Source organism: Sphingomonas sp. (genome assembly GCF_048595155.1).
GTDB lineage: Bacteria > Pseudomonadota > Alphaproteobacteria > Sphingomonadales > Sphingomonadaceae > Sphingomonas_I.
The window spans coordinates 29277-46878 of sequence record NZ_JBMDXN010000007.1 but is presented as its reverse complement, the minus strand read 5'-3'; the positions used below and the strand labels follow the sequence as shown (position 1 = coordinate 46878).

Sequence of the window (17602 nt, the reverse complement as noted above, 5' to 3'; positions counted from 1 at the left end):
TCCGGCGATTGAGCGGCGCAAATTCCCGACTTATTCGTTACGGAGCGGTTATGTCGCTGACCGTGACCGTCCATGGAGAATCGAATGCGCGTGCTGATTGTTGAGGACGAGCCCAATCTGGGGCGCCAGCTGCGGGCGACCTTGGAAGGGGCAGGCTATGCCATCGACCTCGCGACTGATGGCGAAGACGGCCATTATCTGGGTTCGACCGAGAATTACGATGCGGTAGTCCTCGATCTGGGCCTCCCGGAGATTGACGGCCTCACCGTGCTCGATCGCTGGCGCAAGGAAGGCAAGGACATGCCGGTGCTCGTGCTGACCGCGCGGGACAGCTGGTCTGACAAGGTTGCCGGCCTTGACGCCGGGGCGGACGATTATCTCGCCAAGCCTTTCCAGACCGAGGAATTGATCGCCCGGTTACGGGCGCTCATCCGCCGCGCGTCGGGAAACAGCTCGTCGGAATTGCTGGCGGGCGACATTCGGCTGGACACGCGATCGGGCAAGGTCACCAAGGACGGCGATCCGGTGAAGCTGACCGCGCAGGAATATAAGTTGCTCAGCTACCTGATGCATCACAAGGGCAAGGTGGTGAGCCGCACCGAGTTGATCGAGCATATCTACGATCAGGATTTCGATCGCGATTCCAATACGATCGAAGTATTCGTTACCAGGATACGCAAGAAGCTGGGCCCCGATGTGATCACCACGATCCGCGGACTGGGCTACAGCCTCGAAGAGCCGGCCTGATATGCGCCTTGCCGGCCTCAAGCCGGCCCTCGTGCGATGGACCGAATATCCCGTAAATTGGACCCGCCTGATCTTCGGGCTGCCGCTGCGCGTCGGCGGCGTGAAGGGGGAGCCGCCACGGGTTACGCCGCAGACCACGGGCTCGCTGACGCGGCGCATGCTCGGCATTGCTGCCTTGTGGATAGGCGTCCTCCTGGCGGGTGGCGGGCTCGCGCTCGATCGCGTGCTCGACAATGCGGTGACCAGGAACTTCGATTCCCAGCTGCAATATGTCCTTTCCGCCATGATCGCATCGGCCGAGCTGGATGAAGATGGGGAAATCCGCTTCATCCGCCCGTTGGGCGATCAGCGCTTCCTGGAGCCGAATTCCGGGCTTTACTGGCAGGTCTCAGCGACCGGGCACGAGCCGTTCGGCTCCCGTTCCCTGTGGGATCGGCGATTGCAGGTCGCGGTCGCGCATCATGACGAGAGCAACCACATCTATGACAGCGACGAATTCGGGAAGGACGAATCCCTCCGGGTAATGGAACGGGACGTGCGTCTGCCCGGCTCGCCGGTGACGTGGCGCTTCCAGGTAGCGCAGGATCGCGGCGGCCTCGACGCGCAGATTGCGATCCTACGCAAGACGCTGGTCCGTTCGTTCGCTATCCTCGGCCTGGGGTTGATCATCATGTCTACCCTTCAAGCCACCTTCGGCTTGTGGCCGCTGCGCAAGGTACGCCGCCAGATCGCCGCGGTGCGGGCAGGGCGTGCGGCACGGATCGATTCCCGCCTGCCGATCGAGATCGCGCCGATGGTGCAGGAGTTGAACGATCTGCTGGCGCACAATGAGCGCCAAGCAGAGGAAGCCCGCACCCACGCCGGCAACCTTGCCCATGCCCTCAAGACACCGCTCACCGTGATCATGAATGAGGCGAGCGCCAACAGCCCCAATCTGTGCAAGGCGGTGATCCGCGAGGCGACGACGATGCGCCGCCAAGTCGATCACCACCTCGCGCGGGCACGTGCGGTCGGCCGACGCGCGGCCGGTCAGAGCGTCGCGCCGTTATGGCCAAGCCTGGATTCGGTGGAGCGCGCCGTCAGCCGGCTTTACCCCCACGTCACCGTGGACGTGGCAGGTGATCGTTCGACCCGCGTTCACGTGGAACGGCAGGATCTGGATGAACTGCTCGGAAATATCATCGAAAATGCCGCGAAATATGGCGGCGGGCGTGTGTTCGTGACGGTCGAAAAGGGGCCGGAATTTGCAGAACTGCTGATCGAGGATGACGGGCCCGGCATTCCCGAAGCGCAGCGTGACGCCATTTTCGAACGGGGCGCGCGCCTCGACACCGGCAAGCCCGGTACCGGTCTCGGGCTCGCCATCGTCCGCGATGTGGCTGAGATTTACGGCGGTACCGTGAAGCTTGAGGAGAGCGAGGATCTGGGCGGACTTCTGGTGCGGCTGAGGTTGCCCACCGCCAAGTGATAAGCGCGCCGATGCTCGCCGGCCCCGCGCTAGTCGGCTTTGACCGGGCGGATCAGGCCTTCTTGTGCAACGCTCGCGATGTGGCGGCCATCCCACGCATGAAATATGCCGCGCGTCAGCGCCCGGCCGCCGCCGGCCCACGGACTTTCCATCGTGAAGAGATGCCATTGGTCCAGCGAGGGCGCGGCGTGCAGCCACAGAGCATGATCCAGGCTCGCCGGCTGAATGCGCCCGCCGAACAAGGGAATTCCGTGCGGAAGCACGGCCGTGGTCAGCAGCCCAAAATCACTGAGATACGCCAGCATCGCCGCCTGTAGCGCGGGATCGGACGGGCCAGGGGCGGCGAGCCGGAACCATAGCCGGCTCGGCCCCGGCTGGGCTTCCGGCGCAGGTTCGCCGAACGGCGGAATGGGCCGAAATTCAAAGGCGGTGAAGCGCTTCAGGAAATGCGCCATGATCGGCGAGCCGCCGCCGCTCTTGTCATCTTCAGCTAACGCCTCGGGTGGCGGAACGTCCGGCATGGCGACGCCATGCTCCAGCCCGTCTTCACGGCGCTGGAAGGAGGCCGACATGGTCAGGATCGGCAGGTCATTCTGGAGCGCCACGACACGGCGCGTGCTGAAGCTGTTGCCGTCATAATCGGCAAGCGTGCGATACGCGATCGGCAAAGCCTCATCACCCGGCCGCATGAAATAGGCGTGGAGCGAGTGGACCGGCTGATCCTCGCCGATGGTGCGATAGGCGGACATCAGAGCCTGGGCGACAACTTGCCCACCAAACACGCGCCCTCTGCCGCCAGTATAACGGGCGCCGCGAAACAGGTCCGGTTCGATCGGCGTCACATCAAGCAGCGTCGCCAAGGCGGCGACCGCATCGGTACCGGATGTGCAGCTCATCCGCGCGCCGCGCGATAATCGGCGATCAACTCGGCGCAGATCGCGCGGGCGGGCCGGACCGCTCGCACGGCGCCGACGCCGTGCCCGGCCGACCAGATCGTCTTCCAGGCGCGTGCCTCACCCTCCAGATCGAGCGCGCCGACATGCCCGGGCTGATCCAGCAGGCCATTTGCGGCAAGGCTGGCCTTCATGAAATTGGCTGCGATACCGGTCACTTTATCGGTGTGAACGATGTCGGCGGCGCGGGCTGATATCATCATGTCTTTCTGTTCTTGGGAGGCGAGGCTCTCGCTCGCGGCGATGAACAGGCTGCCGAAATAGCCATAATCGGCCCCCATCAGCTCGGCTGCGGCGACATGGCGCCCGCGCGACAAGGACCCGCTGAGGATCAACGTGCCATCGAAGATCGCGCGGAGCTCGTCCAGCAGTGCGAAGGGGTTGATCGTTCCGGCATGACCCCCAGCGCCGGCGGCGACCGCAATCAGGCCGTCCACGCCGGCTGCGGCAGCTTTCTCGCCGTGGCGCGCGCTGATCACGTCATGGAAGACGAGCCCGCCATAGCTGTGCACGGCATCGACCACGTCCTTAACCGCGCCGAGCGAGGTTATGACGAGCGGAACCTTGCGTGCAACGATGACGTCCAAATCCTCTTGCAGCCGGCTGTTGCTGCGATGAACGATGAGATTGACGCCGTAGGGGGCGCTGTCGTCCTCCAGGCGCCGCTCGATCTCATCGAGCCAGGCGACGAAGCCTTCGGTCGTCCGCTGGTTGAGCGCGGGAAAGGTGCCCAGCAAGCCTGCCCGGCAGCATTCCACCACCAGATCCGGTCCGGAGATCAGGAACATCGGTGCGACGATCGCCGGCATCGCGAGGCGGCCGGCGAGTTGCGGCGGGATGCTCATCGCGCAACCCTGACGCGCGTGAAGCGCCTTGCCAATTCCATCCCCCGTTCGTGCCGAGCGAAGTCGAAGCACGTCGCCATACGGTCTTCGACGCCGCTCAGGGCGGACGAAAGCTGGTTCGGTTTCACGGGCCTAAAACGCGTCTTCGCTCAGCGCCATCATTGACTGCTTGCCCGCCTTGATCGCCAGGAAGCAGGCGGTCGCTTGCGGCAGGATGCGATCGAAGAAGAAGTTCGCCGTGGCAATCTTGGTCTTGTAAAAGTCCGTATCCGGATCCCCGCTTGCAATCTTGGCTTGGGCGATCTTCATGGCGCGCGCGAACGTATAGCCGATCGCCACCAGGCCCAGCAGGCGCAGATAATCGTTCGCCGCCGCGCCCGCTTCCTCCGGATCCTTAAGGCCCTTTTGTGCGATCGTGCCGGTTGAAAGCTGCAGCGCGCCAAAGGCCTGCGCAAGGCCGGGCAGGATCCCGGCCAACGCTTCGTCCTCGGCATGATCCTCAAGGAAGGTGGAGACGGGGTGGAAGAAGGCGCGCAGGTAGCGGCCCATATGCGCGCCCAGTTTACGCCCGACGAGGTCCAGCGCCTGGATGCCGTTGGTGCCCTCATAGATCATCGCGATCCGCGCATCGCGCACATATTGCTCGACCCCGCTTTCGCGGATGTAGCCATGGCCGCCATAGACTTGCACCGCCAGGTTGGCGGATTCGAACCCCATGTCCGTGAACAAGGCTTTCACCACCGGTGTCATCAGCGCGACGAAATCGCTCGCCCGCTGCTTCACCTCCGGGTCTTGCGAATGCCGCTCCGCGTCGAGGGCACGGCTCACCCAGCCGCACACGGCACGACAGCCTTCATTATAGGCGCGCATCGTCATCAGCATGCGGCGCACATCCGGATGCACGATGATCGGGTCTGCGGCTTTGTCGGGGTTCTTGGCGCCGGACAGGGCGCGGCCCTGAATACGATCCTTGGCATAATAGACCGCGGCCTGATAGGCGGCCTCGCCGACGCCCAGCCCCTGCACGCCGACGGAGACGCGTTCGGTGTTCATCATGGTGAACATAGCCTCCATGCCCTTGTTGGGCTGGCCGACGATCCAGCCGGTCGCCTCGTCGAAGTTCATCTGGCAGGTGGCCGACGCCTTCAGCCCCATCTTATGTTCGATGGCACCGCAAGAGACACCGTTGGACGGGCCCAGCGAGCCATCCTCCTTCGGCAGATATTTGGGTATCAGGAACAGGCTGATGCCCTTCACGCCGGCGGGGGCATCGGGCAGCCGCGCGAGGACGAGGTGGATGATATTCTCGGTCAGGTCATGCTCGCCCGCCGAGATGAAGATCTTGGAGCCGCTGATTTTGTAGCTGCCGTCAGGCTGCGGCACCGCGCGGGTGCGCAAAAGGCCCAGGTCCGTGCCGCAATGCGCTTCTGTCAGGCACATCGTACCGGACCAGCGGCCTTCGACCAGCTTGGGGATATAGCGGTTCTGCAGGTCTTCCGGCGCATAGCCCTCGATCGCGGTCGTCGCGCCATGCGTCAGGCCCGGATAGAGGCCGAAGGACAGGTTGGTGGCGCTGATCATCTCCTCGGTCAGCTTGTTGACCGCCTCCGGCAGACCCTGGCCACCCCATTTCGGGTCGGAGACAAGCCCGCACCAGCCGCCGTCGCGAAACTGGTCATAGGCTTCCTTGAAGCCTTTGGGCGTGCGGACGACGCCGTTCTCCAGCACGCAGCCTTCCTCATCACCGCTGCGGTTGAGCGGCAACAGCACGTCGCGCGCGAGCCGCGCCGCCTCTTCCAGGATCGCGTCGGTCAGGTCGGGGGTGAACTCGCTCAGCGCCTCCAGCCCGCCGAAGCCGTCATCCTGATGGAGCTCGTGCAGCACGAACTTCATATCGCGAAGGGGCGCTTCGTAGACCTGCATCTTTAGGGCCTCTCACTCACTAAATCGTCATGCTGAACCTGTTTCAGCATCCACCTATCATTCACACCGTCGCGCCTGTGGCGCGATGAACCCTGAGACACGTCCAGGGTGACGTGCCAGGCACGTCAATTCCGCAACGGTTTGCCCGTTTCCAGCATATGCTCGATCCGCGCGATCGTACGGGTATCGCGCACACGCTTGGAAAAGGCCTCGCGCTCCAGCCGCAGCATGTCCGCCTCGCTGACCGTGTCGACCAGATCGGCCGTGCCGCCGGTCAGCACGCCTGCGAGCGCATCGGACACCACCATGTCGTAGTCCGTCGCAAGCCCACGCTTGCGGAAGCCTTGCGCGGCCATGTTCAGGCCGACATGGCCGCTCTCGCCGGGCAGCTTGAACTCGGGCGGGGCAGGGGGCTGATAGCCCTCGACCAGGGCCAGCGCCTTGGCTTTCGCGTCATTGAGCAGTCGGTCGCGGTTCATCGTGATGCCATCGTCGGGCCGTAGGAACAGCAATTCCTTGGCCTGCGCCGCAGACTTGGAGACGGTTGCGGTGCTGACCGTCTCGAACACCTTCGCGACCGCCGGCATCGGTCCCTTCGGCATGGCTGGCGTATCGCGCCACCGCTGCAGCATCTCGCCGCAACCGCCCCATCCAGGGATCAGGCCAACGCCGCATTCGACCAGCCCCATGTACAGCTCGGCATGCGCCTGGATCGCATCGCAATGGAGCAGGATCTCGCAACCGCCGCCCAGCGCCATGCCGGCGGGCGCGCCCACGATCGGGAAGGGCGCATATTTCAGCGCTTTGTAGGCCTTCTGGCCCCCCGCCACGAGCTTGTCGACTTCGCTCCAGGCGGCGATGTTCAGCGCGAACAGCGCGAGGCCCAAATTGGCGCCGGCGGAGAAATTGCTGCCGTCATTATAGACGACCAGCGCCTTGTAACTCTTCTGGACCAGCGGGATCGCCTGGCCAATCAGCTTCATCACGTCGCCGTCGAGTGCGTTCATCTTGCCGGTGAATTCCAGGCAAGCGACGCCGTCGCCGACATCCCACAAGGCGGCCGAACCGTTCTTGAGCAGAGGCGCGCCGGCCAGCTTCACATCCTCCAGCCGCAGCACCCCTTCGGGGCGAACGACATCGTGATATTTGCCATCGGTTCCAAGATATTGGCGCTTGCCGTTCTCGATCCGATAGAAGCTGCGATCGCCGGCAAGGCGGAGCAGTTCCGGAACCTCCTGCCCGTCCGCTGTCAGGCGGTCGGCAAGCTTGGCCGCGCCGATCTTATCGATCAACTCGAACGGGCCGAACTTCCAGTTATAGCCGAGCTTCATCGCGTCATCGACGGCGACGATGCTGTCGGCGGCTTCCGGTATCAGGCGCGCGGCATAGGCCAGAGTGCCGCCGAGCACGGCCCACGCGAAAGCGCCCAGCTTGCCCTTAAGGCCAATCAGGGCGTTCAGATCGCCTTTGGCTGCGCTGGCCGGCAACCCGCCTGCCTTGATCGGCAGCCGGTATTCGCCCGTGGCAAGGTCGATCGTCTCCTTGCGCTTTCCCACGTCGCGATTGACGCGGTAGAAGCCGCCTTTGCCTTTGCGCCCCGTAAACCCGTCGGCGATCATACGCTCGATCAGCGGATGGCTACGCGCGATCGCCTGATACGGATCGTCCTTCCGCAGCGTCTCCGTCAGGCTTTTCTGGAGATGGGGCATCAGATCGATCCCGACCAGATCGACCAGGCCAAAGATGCCGGTCTTGGGCACACCCATCGGCCGCCCGCCGACAGCGTCCGCTTCCTCCACCGTCAGGCCGAGGTCGAACGCGGCGTTCAGGCCAAGCTGGATCCAGTAGGTGCCGATGCGGTTGGCGATGAACCCCGGTGTGTCCTTGGCATGGACAATGGTCTTGCCCATCGCGCGATCGGCAAATGCTTCGACGCGTGCAGCGACATCGCCATCGGTGGCGCTGCCGGTCACGATCTCCAGCAGCCGCATGTAGCGCGGTGGATTGAAGAAGTGGGTGATCAGGAAGTCGCGCTTGAATGCATCCGAACGTCCCTCCACCAGCTTGTCGAGCGGAATCGTCGAGGTGTTGGACGAAAGGGCAGTGCCGGCGCGACGGGCTGTTTCCAGCTTCGCGTAGAGGTCGTGCTTGATGTCGAGCCGCTCGACCACGGCTTCAATGATCCAGTCACATTCGGCGACCTTGGCAAGGTGATCCTCGATATTGCCGGTCTCGACCAATTTGGCCGCGCGCGCCGACATGAACGGCGCGGGATCCGTCTTGAGCATCTTGGCGACTGCGCCTTCGGCTACGGCGTTACGATGTGCCGGGTCCCGCACGATGTCGAGCAGCAGCACCGGAACGCCGGCATTGGCCACCTGCGCGGCGATGCCCGCGCCCATCACGCCTGCGCCTATGACGCAGACTTTCTCGATCCTCTCGCTCACTCGGCGGCCTCCAGCACGGTGGCGATGCCCTGGCCGCCGCCGATACACTGGGTTGCCAGCGCATATTGGCCGCCATCCCGCTTGAGCAGCGCCGCCGCCTTGCCGACGATGCGGGCGCCGGTGGCGCCAAGGGGATGGCCGATCGCGATCGCGCCGCCGTCGATATTCACTGTTTCCGGCTTGAGGCCGAGATCGCGCATGCAGGCCAGCGCCTGGCTGGCAAAAGCTTCGTTGAGCTCGACCACGTCAAGATCGCCCACCGCGATGCCCGCGCGCTCCAGCGCCTTGGTGGACGCGCCGACGGGGCCGATCCCCATGATCTCCGGCGCGCAGCCGGAGATCCCCACCGATTTGATCCGGGCCAGGATCTGCAGGCCGTGTGCGCGGGCATAATCCTCGCTCGTCACCAGCACCGCGCTGGCGCCATCGGTGAGGGGGGATGAGGTACCGGCGGTGACGGAGCCATTCGCATCGAAGGCGGGCTTGAGCCCGGCCAGAGCCTCGGCGTTGGTGTCCGGCCGAAGCGTGCCGTCTTCACGCACCACGCCTGTCTTCGTCTGGATTGGCACGATCTCGTCGGCAAGCTTGCCGCCCTGACGTGCCTGCGCTGCCTTCTGCTGGCTCTCGACGGCAAAAGCCTCCTGCTCACCGCGCGTAAGCTGGTAGCGGGTGGCGACGTTCTCGGCAGTGTCGCCCATGCCCATATAGGCGCTGCTCTTGGCCGCGAGGGTGGGGTTGGGCAGGGGGTTATACCCCATCATCGGCACCCGGCTCATCGATTCGACGCCCGCACAGACGAAGACTTCGCCTGCGCCGATCTGGATCTGCCCCATTGCGATATGGATGGCGCTCATCGACGATCCGCAGAAGCGGTTGACCGTCATGCCGCCGACCGACAGCGGCAAGTCAGCCAGCAGGCCAATCAGCCGGGCCACGTTCAATCCCTGCTCGCCTTCGGGGAAGGCGCAGCCGAGGATGATGTCCTCGATATCCGCGGCGTCGACATTGGTCCGCTCGATCAGGCCACGAATGACCTGGGCCGCAAGATCGTCCGGACGCACGCGCGCCAGCTCGCCCTTGGTCGCAAGATGGAAGGGGGACCGGGCGTAGCCGGCAATCACGACGTTGCGCATTTATCACTCTCCGCACGGACTTGACGGTCTTCTTACCGTTGCGTGCCGTGTTGCCTCTAAAGGTGCGATAGTTTCCCTATACGTCAAGCGATTTTTGAGCCACAAGTGATTCGCGACCGGCTCGAACCGGCCGCAGGCCGACCACGCAAAAGCGCGGCGGCGGAGAGAGATGAGGAGAGGTATGGCTGGCTTTTTCATGCTCGCGGTGCTTGCGCCCGCAGCGTTAAGTCCCGACGCCGCCGTCGGGCGGTGGCGGACGGAAACCCGCAACGGCATTGTCCAAGTGGAACGATGCGGCTCCTCCATTTGCGGCACACTGGTCGGTTCTGATGGGCTCAAGGCTGATCCGAACCTGCTCGACAGCAAGAACAAGGACCCGTCCCTGCGCGACCGCAAGCTGATGGGACTGACGATCCTGCGCGGCTTCACCCGGGCCGACGGCGCCTGGACCGGTGGCACGATTTATAACGGCGAGGATGGCGGCACCTACAAGGCCACCGTCACTCCGGTCGATGCCGATCGTCTGAAGGTGCGTGGCTGCATCATGTGGCCTCTTTGCAAGACGCAGACTTGGACGCGCATTCGATAAGCGCGCCGCAACACTATAAAATCACGGGAGTGTAGGATGACTAAGATTTCGCAGCGTATCGTTCTGGCCGCAGGTGCGTCTCTTCTCGCCACCGCGATGGCCTCGTCTGCCAATGCCGCGGCTTTTTACTTGCAGGAGCAGTCCATCCGCGGCGCTGGCCGCGCTTTCTCCGGGGAAGGTGCCGATCAGGGCGCCGCATCCTTGTGGTGGAACCCGGCCTCGATCGGTGGAATGACCGGCGGTGAAGCTGCGCTGGGTGTCAGCGCCATCCTGCCGCGTGGCACTGTCGAAGATCGCGGTACAGCGATCGTGCGTCCGGGACAGCCGCCGGCCGGCGTCGGCGGCAATCCCAGGGCGAAAAATCCGATCAATAACGGCGTCCTGCCGTCGGGGGCGATCGCCTACGCGCTGACCCCGCGCCTCTCGGTTGGCTTCGCGGTCACCTCGCCCTTCAGCTTCACGACCAATTATGCGGCCGACAGCTGGGCACGTTACACGGCGGACAAGACGAAGCTGCGCACCATCGACCTGCAACCGTCGATAGCCTTCGCCATCGCCCCGGAATTCAGCATCGGCGCCGCCGCCAATATCGAGCATGCGGATGCAACGCTCAGCAACTATCTGCCCAACCTCTCCGCAGCCCTGCCCGATGGGCATCAGTCGCTCGAAGGCAAAGGCTGGGATCTCGGCTGGAGCGTGGGCGGCCAGTTCCGGTCAGGCCCAGTTTCGGTCGGCCTCAGCTACAAATCCAGCGTCAAGCATAAGCTCAGCGGCACCGTCACCACCGAAGGTCTGCTCGGTCCGCTCGCCGCGCAGAACCGCCAGCTGGATGCAGAGGCCGATTTCCGCACACCCTGGCAGGCAATCGGCAGCATCCGCGTTCGCGCTACGGACAAGCTGACCCTCAACGGCCAGATCGTCCGCTTCGGCTGGAACAAGTTTGATGCGATCCGCCTCGGCGCGCCCCTGAACACCGCCATTCCTGAACTCTACGGCAACACCTGGAGCTATGCCGGCGGCGTCGATTATGCCGTAAATCCCGGTTGGACCTTGCGCGCCGGTATCCAGCGTGACGAGACGCCGACGCAGAACGGCAATCGGGATGCCCGCGTCCCCGATGGCGATCGCTGGAACTTCTCGACCGGCACCAGCGTGGCGGTCACCCGTGGTCTGACGCTGGATGCGGCGGCCTCCTACATCAAGTTCAAGAATGCCAGCATCGATCGGCTTACGGCGGCCTATGCCGGTACTGCCGCGCAGACGCCGATCGTGGTGAATGGTCGTCTTGATAATGCCCATGCCGTCGTTCTGGCTCTGGGCGCGCGGTTGACCTTCTGATGCCGGCAGCCGCGGTGCATCAGGGTGAGATCCAGTCATTCCCGGCGGCGGACCCCGCCGGGGGCATGCCGCCGATCGCGCCGCGGCTGTTGACGGATCTGCTGGATCGGGCGGTCGCCGAACATGGCGATTGGCCGGCGATCGATTTCCTCGGGAAGGGCTGGTCTTATGCAGAGCTGGGCGAGCTGGTGCGCCGCGCCACGCGCGGGTTGCAGGATATCGGTGTAAAGCCGGGGACGCGGGTTGGCTTATGCCTGCCCAACACGCCCTATTTCGTGATCTGTTATTTCGCGATCCTGCGCGCCGGCGGCGTCGTCGTGAATTTCAACCCGCTCTATGTCGAACGCGAGTTGCGGCATCAGATATTGGATTCCGGCACGACCGTCATGATCGTTCCTGATCTACGGATGGTGCATGACAAAGTGCTCCATCTCGCGGCCGAGACCGGGCTGGATCAGATCGTCGTCTGCCCGATGGGCGACGTCATGCCCTGGCCGCTGCGCTGGGGCTTCCGGCTCCTCAAGCGCAAGGACCATGCACGCGTGCCGGACGACGCGCGCCACATGTGGTTTGCGGAACTGGTCGCAGATGATGTCGATCCTGATCCGGTGGCGGTGGTGCCCGACGATTTGGCGGTGCTGCAATATACCGGCGGCACGACCGGCGTGCCCAAAGGCGCCTGCCTGAGCCATGCCAATCTGGCGGCGAACAGTGCGCAGATGATCGCGCATGTCGGCCACCTTCCGGAACGGCAGGAGCGGACGCTGGGCGTGTTGCCGCTGTTTCATGTCTTCGCGCTGACGACTGTCCTGAACTATTCGATCGATACGGCGGCCGAAATGGTGCTGTTGCCGCGCTTCGAGATGAAGCAGTTCCTGAAAACCATTCGGCGGACGAAGCCGACGCAATTCTTTGGCGTTCCTACGCTCTATTCGGCAGTAAACCGGCTCGATCCCGCGGCGCTTCCTGACCTGTCGACGATCCGCGTGTGCGTCTCAGGCGGCGCGCCCCTGCCGCTGGAAGTGCGTGAGCTGTTCGAAAAGCGGACGGGCTGCCGGATCGTTGAAGGCTATGGCCTGTCGGAGGCGTCGCCGATCATCGCGTGCAATCCGGTCGAAGGGCTCGTCAAGAATAACAGTTGTGGCCCGGCATTTCCGGACACCATCTTGGAGATACGCGATTTAGAGCCCCCTTATGCCGTCATGCCGGCGGGGGAGCGCGGCGAGGTGTGCGCACGCGGGCCTCAGGTCATGCAGGGCTATTGGAACAAGCCCGACGAAACTGCCGCGGCCTTCGTCGATGGTGCCCTGCGCACCGGCGACGTCGGCTATCTGGACACCGACGGCTATCTCTTCCTGGTCGATCGCATTAAGGACCTGATCCTGTGCGGAGGTTACAACGTTTATCCGCGCGTGATCGAGGATGCGCTCTATGAGCATCCTGCCGTGGCGGAGGCGGTCGTGATCGGAGTTCCAGATACATATCGTGGGCAATCCCCCAAGGCATTCGTGTCGCTGAAACCCGGCGCTCAGGCGGACGAAGAGACCCTGTGTGCTTTCCTGAAAGAGCGTCTCAGCAAGATCGAGATGCCCAGCGCGATCGAGATCCGCGAGACTCTGCCCAAGACGCTGATCGGCAAATTGTCCAAGAAGGCGCTCGTCGATGAGGAGGCTGCAAAGCACGCATGATGGCGACCGCGCGCAGCCGCAAGCCGGCCGAGGATCATGATGCCGGCCTGATGGGCATTCAGGAGGTCGCCAAGGAGCTTGGCGTGACGATGCGCGCTCTTCGTTTTTACGAGGACAAGGGACTGATCGCGCCGCAACGGGTGGGCACGACGCGCATCTATGGCCGCCGGGAGGTGGCGCGGGTGCGGCTGGTCCTGCGCGGACGTCGACTTGGCTTCACCGTCCGGGAGATCAAGGAATTCCTGGATCTGTACGACGCCGATCCGGAGCACGTGGAACAGATGCGGCGGTTCACGCTGCGTGTTCGCCAGCGGATCGAGGAAATGGAACAGCGCAAGAAGGCACTGGAAGAAACGATCGAGGAATTGCGCGCGCTGGAGAAAGAGGCAGTCGCCAACCTCAATCGCGCGACGCAGACGCCATCCGCGGGTTAATGCTGCATCTGTAGCATCTCGGCCATCGGCATCATGTTGTGGTTGAGATGCCCCATGATCCAGATCGACCCGCCGACCACCAGAACCACGATCAACACGCCGAACGCCAGCGCGATGGTGTTGTTGGCATTTTCCGGCCCGCTCGTGATGTGCAGGAAGAAGACGAGATGGACGCCGATCTGCGCCACCGCGAGCGCGATCAGCGCCGCCGGTATGGCCGGCCCCCACACAATGTTGGAGCCTGCGATCCAGAAGCTTGCGGCCGTAAGCGCCGTCGCCAGCAAGAGGCCCAGCAGATAAACCTGCGCCGCACCATGCCCGGATTCGCCCTTATGCGCTTCGCCTGGGGCGGCATCTTCGGCATTGTCGGGCTCTTCGTCATGGCGGCTCATGATCCCGCTCCGAATAGATAGACGATCGTGAACAAGGCGACCCAGACGATATCCAGCGCATGCCAGAACAGGTTGAAGCAGAGCAGGCGGCGCATGATTTCGGGCCGAAAGCCCTTGAACCAGATCTGCGCCATCATCGTGCCGAGCCACAGGCCGCCGACGCTGACGTGCAGGCCGTGACAGCCGACCAGCGCGAAGAAGGCGGATAGGAAAGCGCTGCGGCCAGGCCCTGCACCCTTTACGATCATCTCGTAAAATTCGGCGACTTCCAGCACGACGAATATCAGACCGAGCAGTCCGGTGACGAGCATCCAGAACTGGGTCTGGAGCTGCTTGCGCTGCATGGCGGCGACATAGCCGAGCCCGCAGGTGAAGCTGCTGGCGAGCAGGCAGGCGGTTTCGATGCCGACGCGTTTCAGGTCGAACAGATCGCGTCCCGACGGTCCGCCCGCCGTTTCCCCGACCAGCACCGCATAGGCGGCGAAGAAGGCCGAGAACATCACGATGTCGCTCAGGAGGAAGATCCAGAAGCCATAGCCGACGATGACCCGCTTGGGCGCCGGGCCGCCCGCGCCATGGCCCCGCGCGTCGGGGTCGCCGCGGCCGTGCATGTCATGGCCGCGCGCATAAGGGCCATGTTCCAGATAGGCGGCGGCAACCGAAGCCGGGGCGGATGTCTCGCTCATGCCGGTTTGGCCACGCTGGCAAGCCAGTCACCACCGCGTGCCGCGCGGCGGGCCCGATCTATCCGTGCGACCTCTTCGGCGGGAATTTCATATTCCTCTTCGTTGCGCCACGCGAACACCACGAAAGTGGCGTAAGCGCCGACGAAGCCCAGCGCGACCATCCACCAGATGTGCCAGATCAGCGCGAAACCCATGAAGCTGGTGAAGAAGGCGGTGACGATTCCGGTCGGGCTGTTACGCGGCATCTCGATCGGCTCGTAGTCCGGTTCGTCATGCAGCTTCTCCCGCGCGATCGCGGCCTGTTTGATGCCCCAATAGGCTTCCTCGCCATGGACGTCGTACATCACCGGGAAGTTAAAACTGGGCGGCGGCGAGCTCGTCATCCATTCCAGGCTGCGGCCATTCCAGGGGTCTCCGGTCGTGTCGCGCAGCTGGTCGCGCATCCGGATCGAGACGAACAACTGCACCACCTGGCTCGCGACGCCGAGGAAGATCACGACCGTGCCGGCGCCTGCCATCAGGATCCACGTGTCCCACAGCGGATTGTCGATATGCTGCAGCCGGCGCGTCATGCCCTGCAATCCGACGATATAGAGCGGGATGAACGTCGCCACGAAACCGGTAATTGTCAGCCAGAAGGCGGTCTTGCCCCAACCCGGATGCAGCCGAAAGCCGAAGGCTTTTGGGAACCAATATTCATAACCTGCGAAGGCACCGAACAGCACGCCACCGATGATGACGTTGTGGAAATGCGCCACGAGGAACAGCGAATTGTGGAGGACAAAGTCGGCGGGCGGTACGGCCAGCAGCACGCCCGTCATGCCCCCGACGATGAAGGTGATGATGAAGCCCAGCGCCCACAGCATCGGGACTTCGAAGCGGATACGGCCGCCATACATGGTGAACAGCCAATTATAGACTTTCACACCCGTGCCGACCGCGATGATCGACGTGGCGATACCGAAGGCGGAGTTCACGCCCGCGCCCGCGCCCATGGTGAAGAAATGATGGAGCCACACCAGGAACGAAACGATGCAGATGAACAGGGTCGCCATCACCATCGATCGGTAGCCAAACAGCGGCTTGCCCGAAAAGGTGGAGAAGATTTCGGAGAAGATGCCGAAGGCCGGCAGGATCAGGATGTAGACTTCGGGGTGCCCCCAGGCCCAGATCAGGTTCACGAACATCATCGGATTGCCACCCGCTTCGTTCGTGAAGAAATGGAAGCCCATGTAGCGATCGAGCGTGAGCATCGCCAAAGTCGCGGTCAGGATCGGGAAAGCCGCAACGATCAGCATATTGGCGGCCAGGCTCGTCCAGCAGAACATCGGCATGCGGAAGTAGGACATGCCCGGCGCCCGCATCTTGAGGATGGTGGTGACCAGGTTGATGCCGGTCATCAGCGTGCCGACGCCGGAGATTTGCAGCGCCCACAGATAATAATCGACACCCACGCCTGGGGAGTAGGCAAGCTCAGACAGAGGCGGGTAGGGCAGCCATCCGGTGCGGGCGAATTCTCCGATCACCAGGCTGATATTGACCAGCAACGCGCCCGACGCGGTTAGCCAGAAGCCGGTGGAGTTGAGCGTTGGGAACGCCACGTCGCGCACGCCCAGCTGCAGCGGAAGGACATAGTTCATCAGCCCGATCATGAACGGCATCGCGCCGAAGAAGATCATGACCGTGCCGTGGGCTGAGAATACCTGATTATAATGTTCTGGCGGCAGGTATCCCGCCGCCCCATGCAGCGCGAGCGCCTGTTGCGACCGCATCATGATCGCGTCGGAAAAGCCCCGTAACAGCATCAGCAGGGCCAGCACGATATACATCACACCGATCCGCTTGTGATCGACGCTCGTCAGCCATTCCCGCCACAGATATGGGAACCAGCCTTTCAGGAACACGAAGCCGAGCACGCCGGTGATGCCGAGCCCGACGACCGCGCTTGCGATCAAAGGGATCGGCTGATCCAGCGGGATCGCTGACCAATCGAGCTTGCCGAGGATGTTCATGACTTACTCCTGGGCGTGACGGTCTTGGGGCCACCGCGGCCGGTCTGCGGACCGGTGGACGGTGCGATCCTCTGCGTCGCGATCAGCCTGAAAAGCTCTGGCTGGACACTGCCATAGTGGAACGGCTTCTCGACGGTGCCTTGCTTGGCCAACATGGAATAGGCCGCCGCGTCCAGCACCGGACCCTTGCGCTTGTTCTGGCTTGCCCATGCCGCAAATGCGCCGGCCGGTACCGATCGCGTCAGGAAGTTCATATCGGCAAAGCCGTCGCCGCTGAACTGCGCCGACTGGCCCCAATAGGTGCCTGGCTTGTCCGCCTGCAGGTGCAGCTGCGTCACCATGCCGTTCATCGTGTAGATCATGCTGCCCAGCTGCGGCACGAAGAAGCTGTTCATGACGCTGGCCGACGTCAGCGAGAAATGGATCGGCACGCCGGCCGGAATGGTCAGTTCGTTGACGCTGGCAATGCCCTGCTCGGGGTAGATGAACAGCCACTTCCAATCGAGCGAGACCACCTGCACTTCCAGCGGCTTCACCTTCGCGGCCAGGGGGCGGTAGGGATCGAGCTGGTGGCTGCCGACCCAGATGACGCCGGACAGGAACAGGATCACCAGCAGGGGGATCGACCAGACGACCAGCTCGACCCGTCCGGAAAACGACCATTCGGGAAGATACTGCGCCTTGTCGTTGCCGGCGCGGAACCACCAGGCAAAGGCAATGACGGCAAGGATCGTCGGGATCACGATCGCCAGCATGATGCCAAGGCTGTTGAACAGGATCGTGCGTTCCGCCGCACCAACCGGACCTTCCGGATGGAGGATACCCTGGCTGCAACTTGCCAGCAGTGGGAGGGCCATGATCGGCAATAAGTATTTTTTGCCGATAGCGCCCATCGATAACCCCTGCAAAGCCTCGCGCCGCGCTCAGACAAGGGCCTTACGCCGCTT

15 protein-coding genes are annotated in these 17602 nt (G+C 63.5%); 6 read left to right on the top strand and 9 right to left on the bottom strand.

Annotated features, from left to right (window positions below; translation table 11 throughout):
- Nucleotides 1–84: 84 nt before the first annotated feature.
- Both ACOJSI_RS01380 and ACOJSI_RS01375 read left to right on the top strand, forming a co-directional pair.
- The gene (locus ACOJSI_RS01380; protein WP_420136454.1) at nucleotides 85–747 is read left to right on the top strand and encodes a response regulator transcription factor; all 663 of its coding nucleotides are present in this window, start codon (nucleotides 85–87) and stop codon (nucleotides 745–747) included.
- Between the two features lie 157 nt (nucleotides 748–904).
- Entirely contained in the window at nucleotides 905–2215 is a 1311-nt protein-coding gene (locus ACOJSI_RS01375; RefSeq protein WP_420136460.1) for a sensor histidine kinase, read from the top strand.
- A gap of 29 nt (nucleotides 2216–2244) precedes the next feature.
- On the opposite strand, the gene ACOJSI_RS01370 is transcribed toward ACOJSI_RS01375, so the two are convergent.
- The 5 genes from ACOJSI_RS01370 to ACOJSI_RS01350 form a co-directional block, all read right to left on the bottom strand.
- Entirely contained in the window at nucleotides 2245–3111 is an 867-nt protein-coding gene (locus tag ACOJSI_RS01370) for an acyl-CoA thioesterase (protein ID WP_420136453.1), read from the bottom strand.
- Complete coding sequence (locus ACOJSI_RS01365) at nucleotides 3108–4013, bottom strand: NAD(P)H-dependent flavin oxidoreductase (RefSeq protein WP_420136452.1); 906 nt, start codon at nucleotides 4011–4013, stop codon at nucleotides 3108–3110. The genes ACOJSI_RS01370 and ACOJSI_RS01365 overlap by 4 nt, the downstream gene beginning before the upstream one ends.
- A gap of 132 nt (nucleotides 4014–4145) precedes the next feature.
- Nucleotides 4146–5936, bottom strand: coding sequence for an acyl-CoA dehydrogenase C-terminal domain-containing protein (locus ACOJSI_RS01360; RefSeq protein ID WP_420136451.1), 1791 nt, complete (start codon nucleotides 5934–5936; stop codon nucleotides 4146–4148).
- Nucleotides 5937–6061: 125 nt separating this feature from the next.
- Entirely contained in the window at nucleotides 6062–8383 is a 2322-nt protein-coding gene (locus ACOJSI_RS01355; protein WP_420136450.1) for a 3-hydroxyacyl-CoA dehydrogenase/enoyl-CoA hydratase family protein, read from the bottom strand.
- Complete coding sequence (locus ACOJSI_RS01350) at nucleotides 8380–9516, bottom strand: thiolase family protein (protein WP_420136449.1); 1137 nt, start codon at nucleotides 9514–9516, stop codon at nucleotides 8380–8382. The genes ACOJSI_RS01355 and ACOJSI_RS01350 overlap by 4 nt, the downstream gene beginning before the upstream one ends.
- 196 nt (nucleotides 9517–9712) lie before the next feature.
- Between ACOJSI_RS01350 and ACOJSI_RS01345 the strand changes: the two genes are divergently transcribed.
- Genes ACOJSI_RS01345 through ACOJSI_RS01330 form a run of 4 tightly spaced genes read left to right on the top strand, consistent with a single transcriptional unit; the run spans nucleotide 9713 to nucleotide 13565 of the window.
- The gene (locus ACOJSI_RS01345) at nucleotides 9713–10105 is read left to right on the top strand and encodes a DUF2147 domain-containing protein (RefSeq protein ID WP_420136448.1); all 393 of its coding nucleotides are present in this window, start codon (nucleotides 9713–9715) and stop codon (nucleotides 10103–10105) included.
- A gap of 36 nt (nucleotides 10106–10141) precedes the next feature.
- Nucleotides 10142–11443: an OmpP1/FadL family transporter gene (locus tag ACOJSI_RS01340; protein ID WP_420136447.1), complete on the top strand. Its 1302-nt coding sequence runs from the start codon at nucleotides 10142–10144 to the stop codon at nucleotides 11441–11443.
- Nucleotides 11443–13131 carry a long-chain-fatty-acid--CoA ligase gene (locus tag ACOJSI_RS01335; protein ID WP_420136446.1) on the top strand — a complete coding sequence of 563 codons (1689 nt, stop codon included), beginning with the start codon at nucleotides 11443–11445 and terminating at the stop codon, nucleotides 13129–13131. The genes ACOJSI_RS01340 and ACOJSI_RS01335 overlap by 1 nt, the downstream gene beginning before the upstream one ends.
- Complete coding sequence (locus ACOJSI_RS01330; protein ID WP_420136459.1) at nucleotides 13131–13565, top strand: MerR family transcriptional regulator; 435 nt, start codon at nucleotides 13131–13133, stop codon at nucleotides 13563–13565. Before ACOJSI_RS01335 ends, ACOJSI_RS01330 begins: the two co-directional genes overlap by 1 nt.
- Here the strand turns inward: ACOJSI_RS01330 and cyoD are convergent.
- The 4 genes from cyoD to cyoA are packed head-to-tail and all read right to left on the bottom strand — an operon-like array spanning nucleotide 13562 to nucleotide 17512.
- Nucleotides 13562–13957, bottom strand: coding sequence for a cytochrome o ubiquinol oxidase subunit IV (cyoD, locus tag ACOJSI_RS01325; protein WP_420136445.1), 396 nt, complete (start codon nucleotides 13955–13957; stop codon nucleotides 13562–13564). The two genes, ACOJSI_RS01330 and cyoD, sit on opposite strands and share 4 nt — an antisense overlap.
- A complete protein-coding gene (gene cyoC, locus ACOJSI_RS01320; protein WP_420136444.1) occupies nucleotides 13954–14643 on the bottom strand; it encodes a cytochrome o ubiquinol oxidase subunit III in 690 nt (229 codons plus the stop codon). The genes cyoD and cyoC overlap by 4 nt, the downstream gene beginning before the upstream one ends.
- Nucleotides 14640–16655, bottom strand: coding sequence for a cytochrome o ubiquinol oxidase subunit I (gene cyoB, locus ACOJSI_RS01315; protein ID WP_420136443.1), 2016 nt, complete (start codon nucleotides 16653–16655; stop codon nucleotides 14640–14642). The genes cyoC and cyoB overlap by 4 nt, the downstream gene beginning before the upstream one ends.
- On the bottom strand, nucleotides 16652–17512 hold the full coding sequence (gene cyoA, locus ACOJSI_RS01310; RefSeq protein ID WP_420136442.1) for a ubiquinol oxidase subunit II: 861 nt from the start codon (nucleotides 17510–17512) through the stop codon (nucleotides 16652–16654). Before cyoA ends, cyoB begins: the two co-directional genes overlap by 4 nt.
- Between the last annotated feature and the right edge of the window lie 90 nt (nucleotides 17513–17602).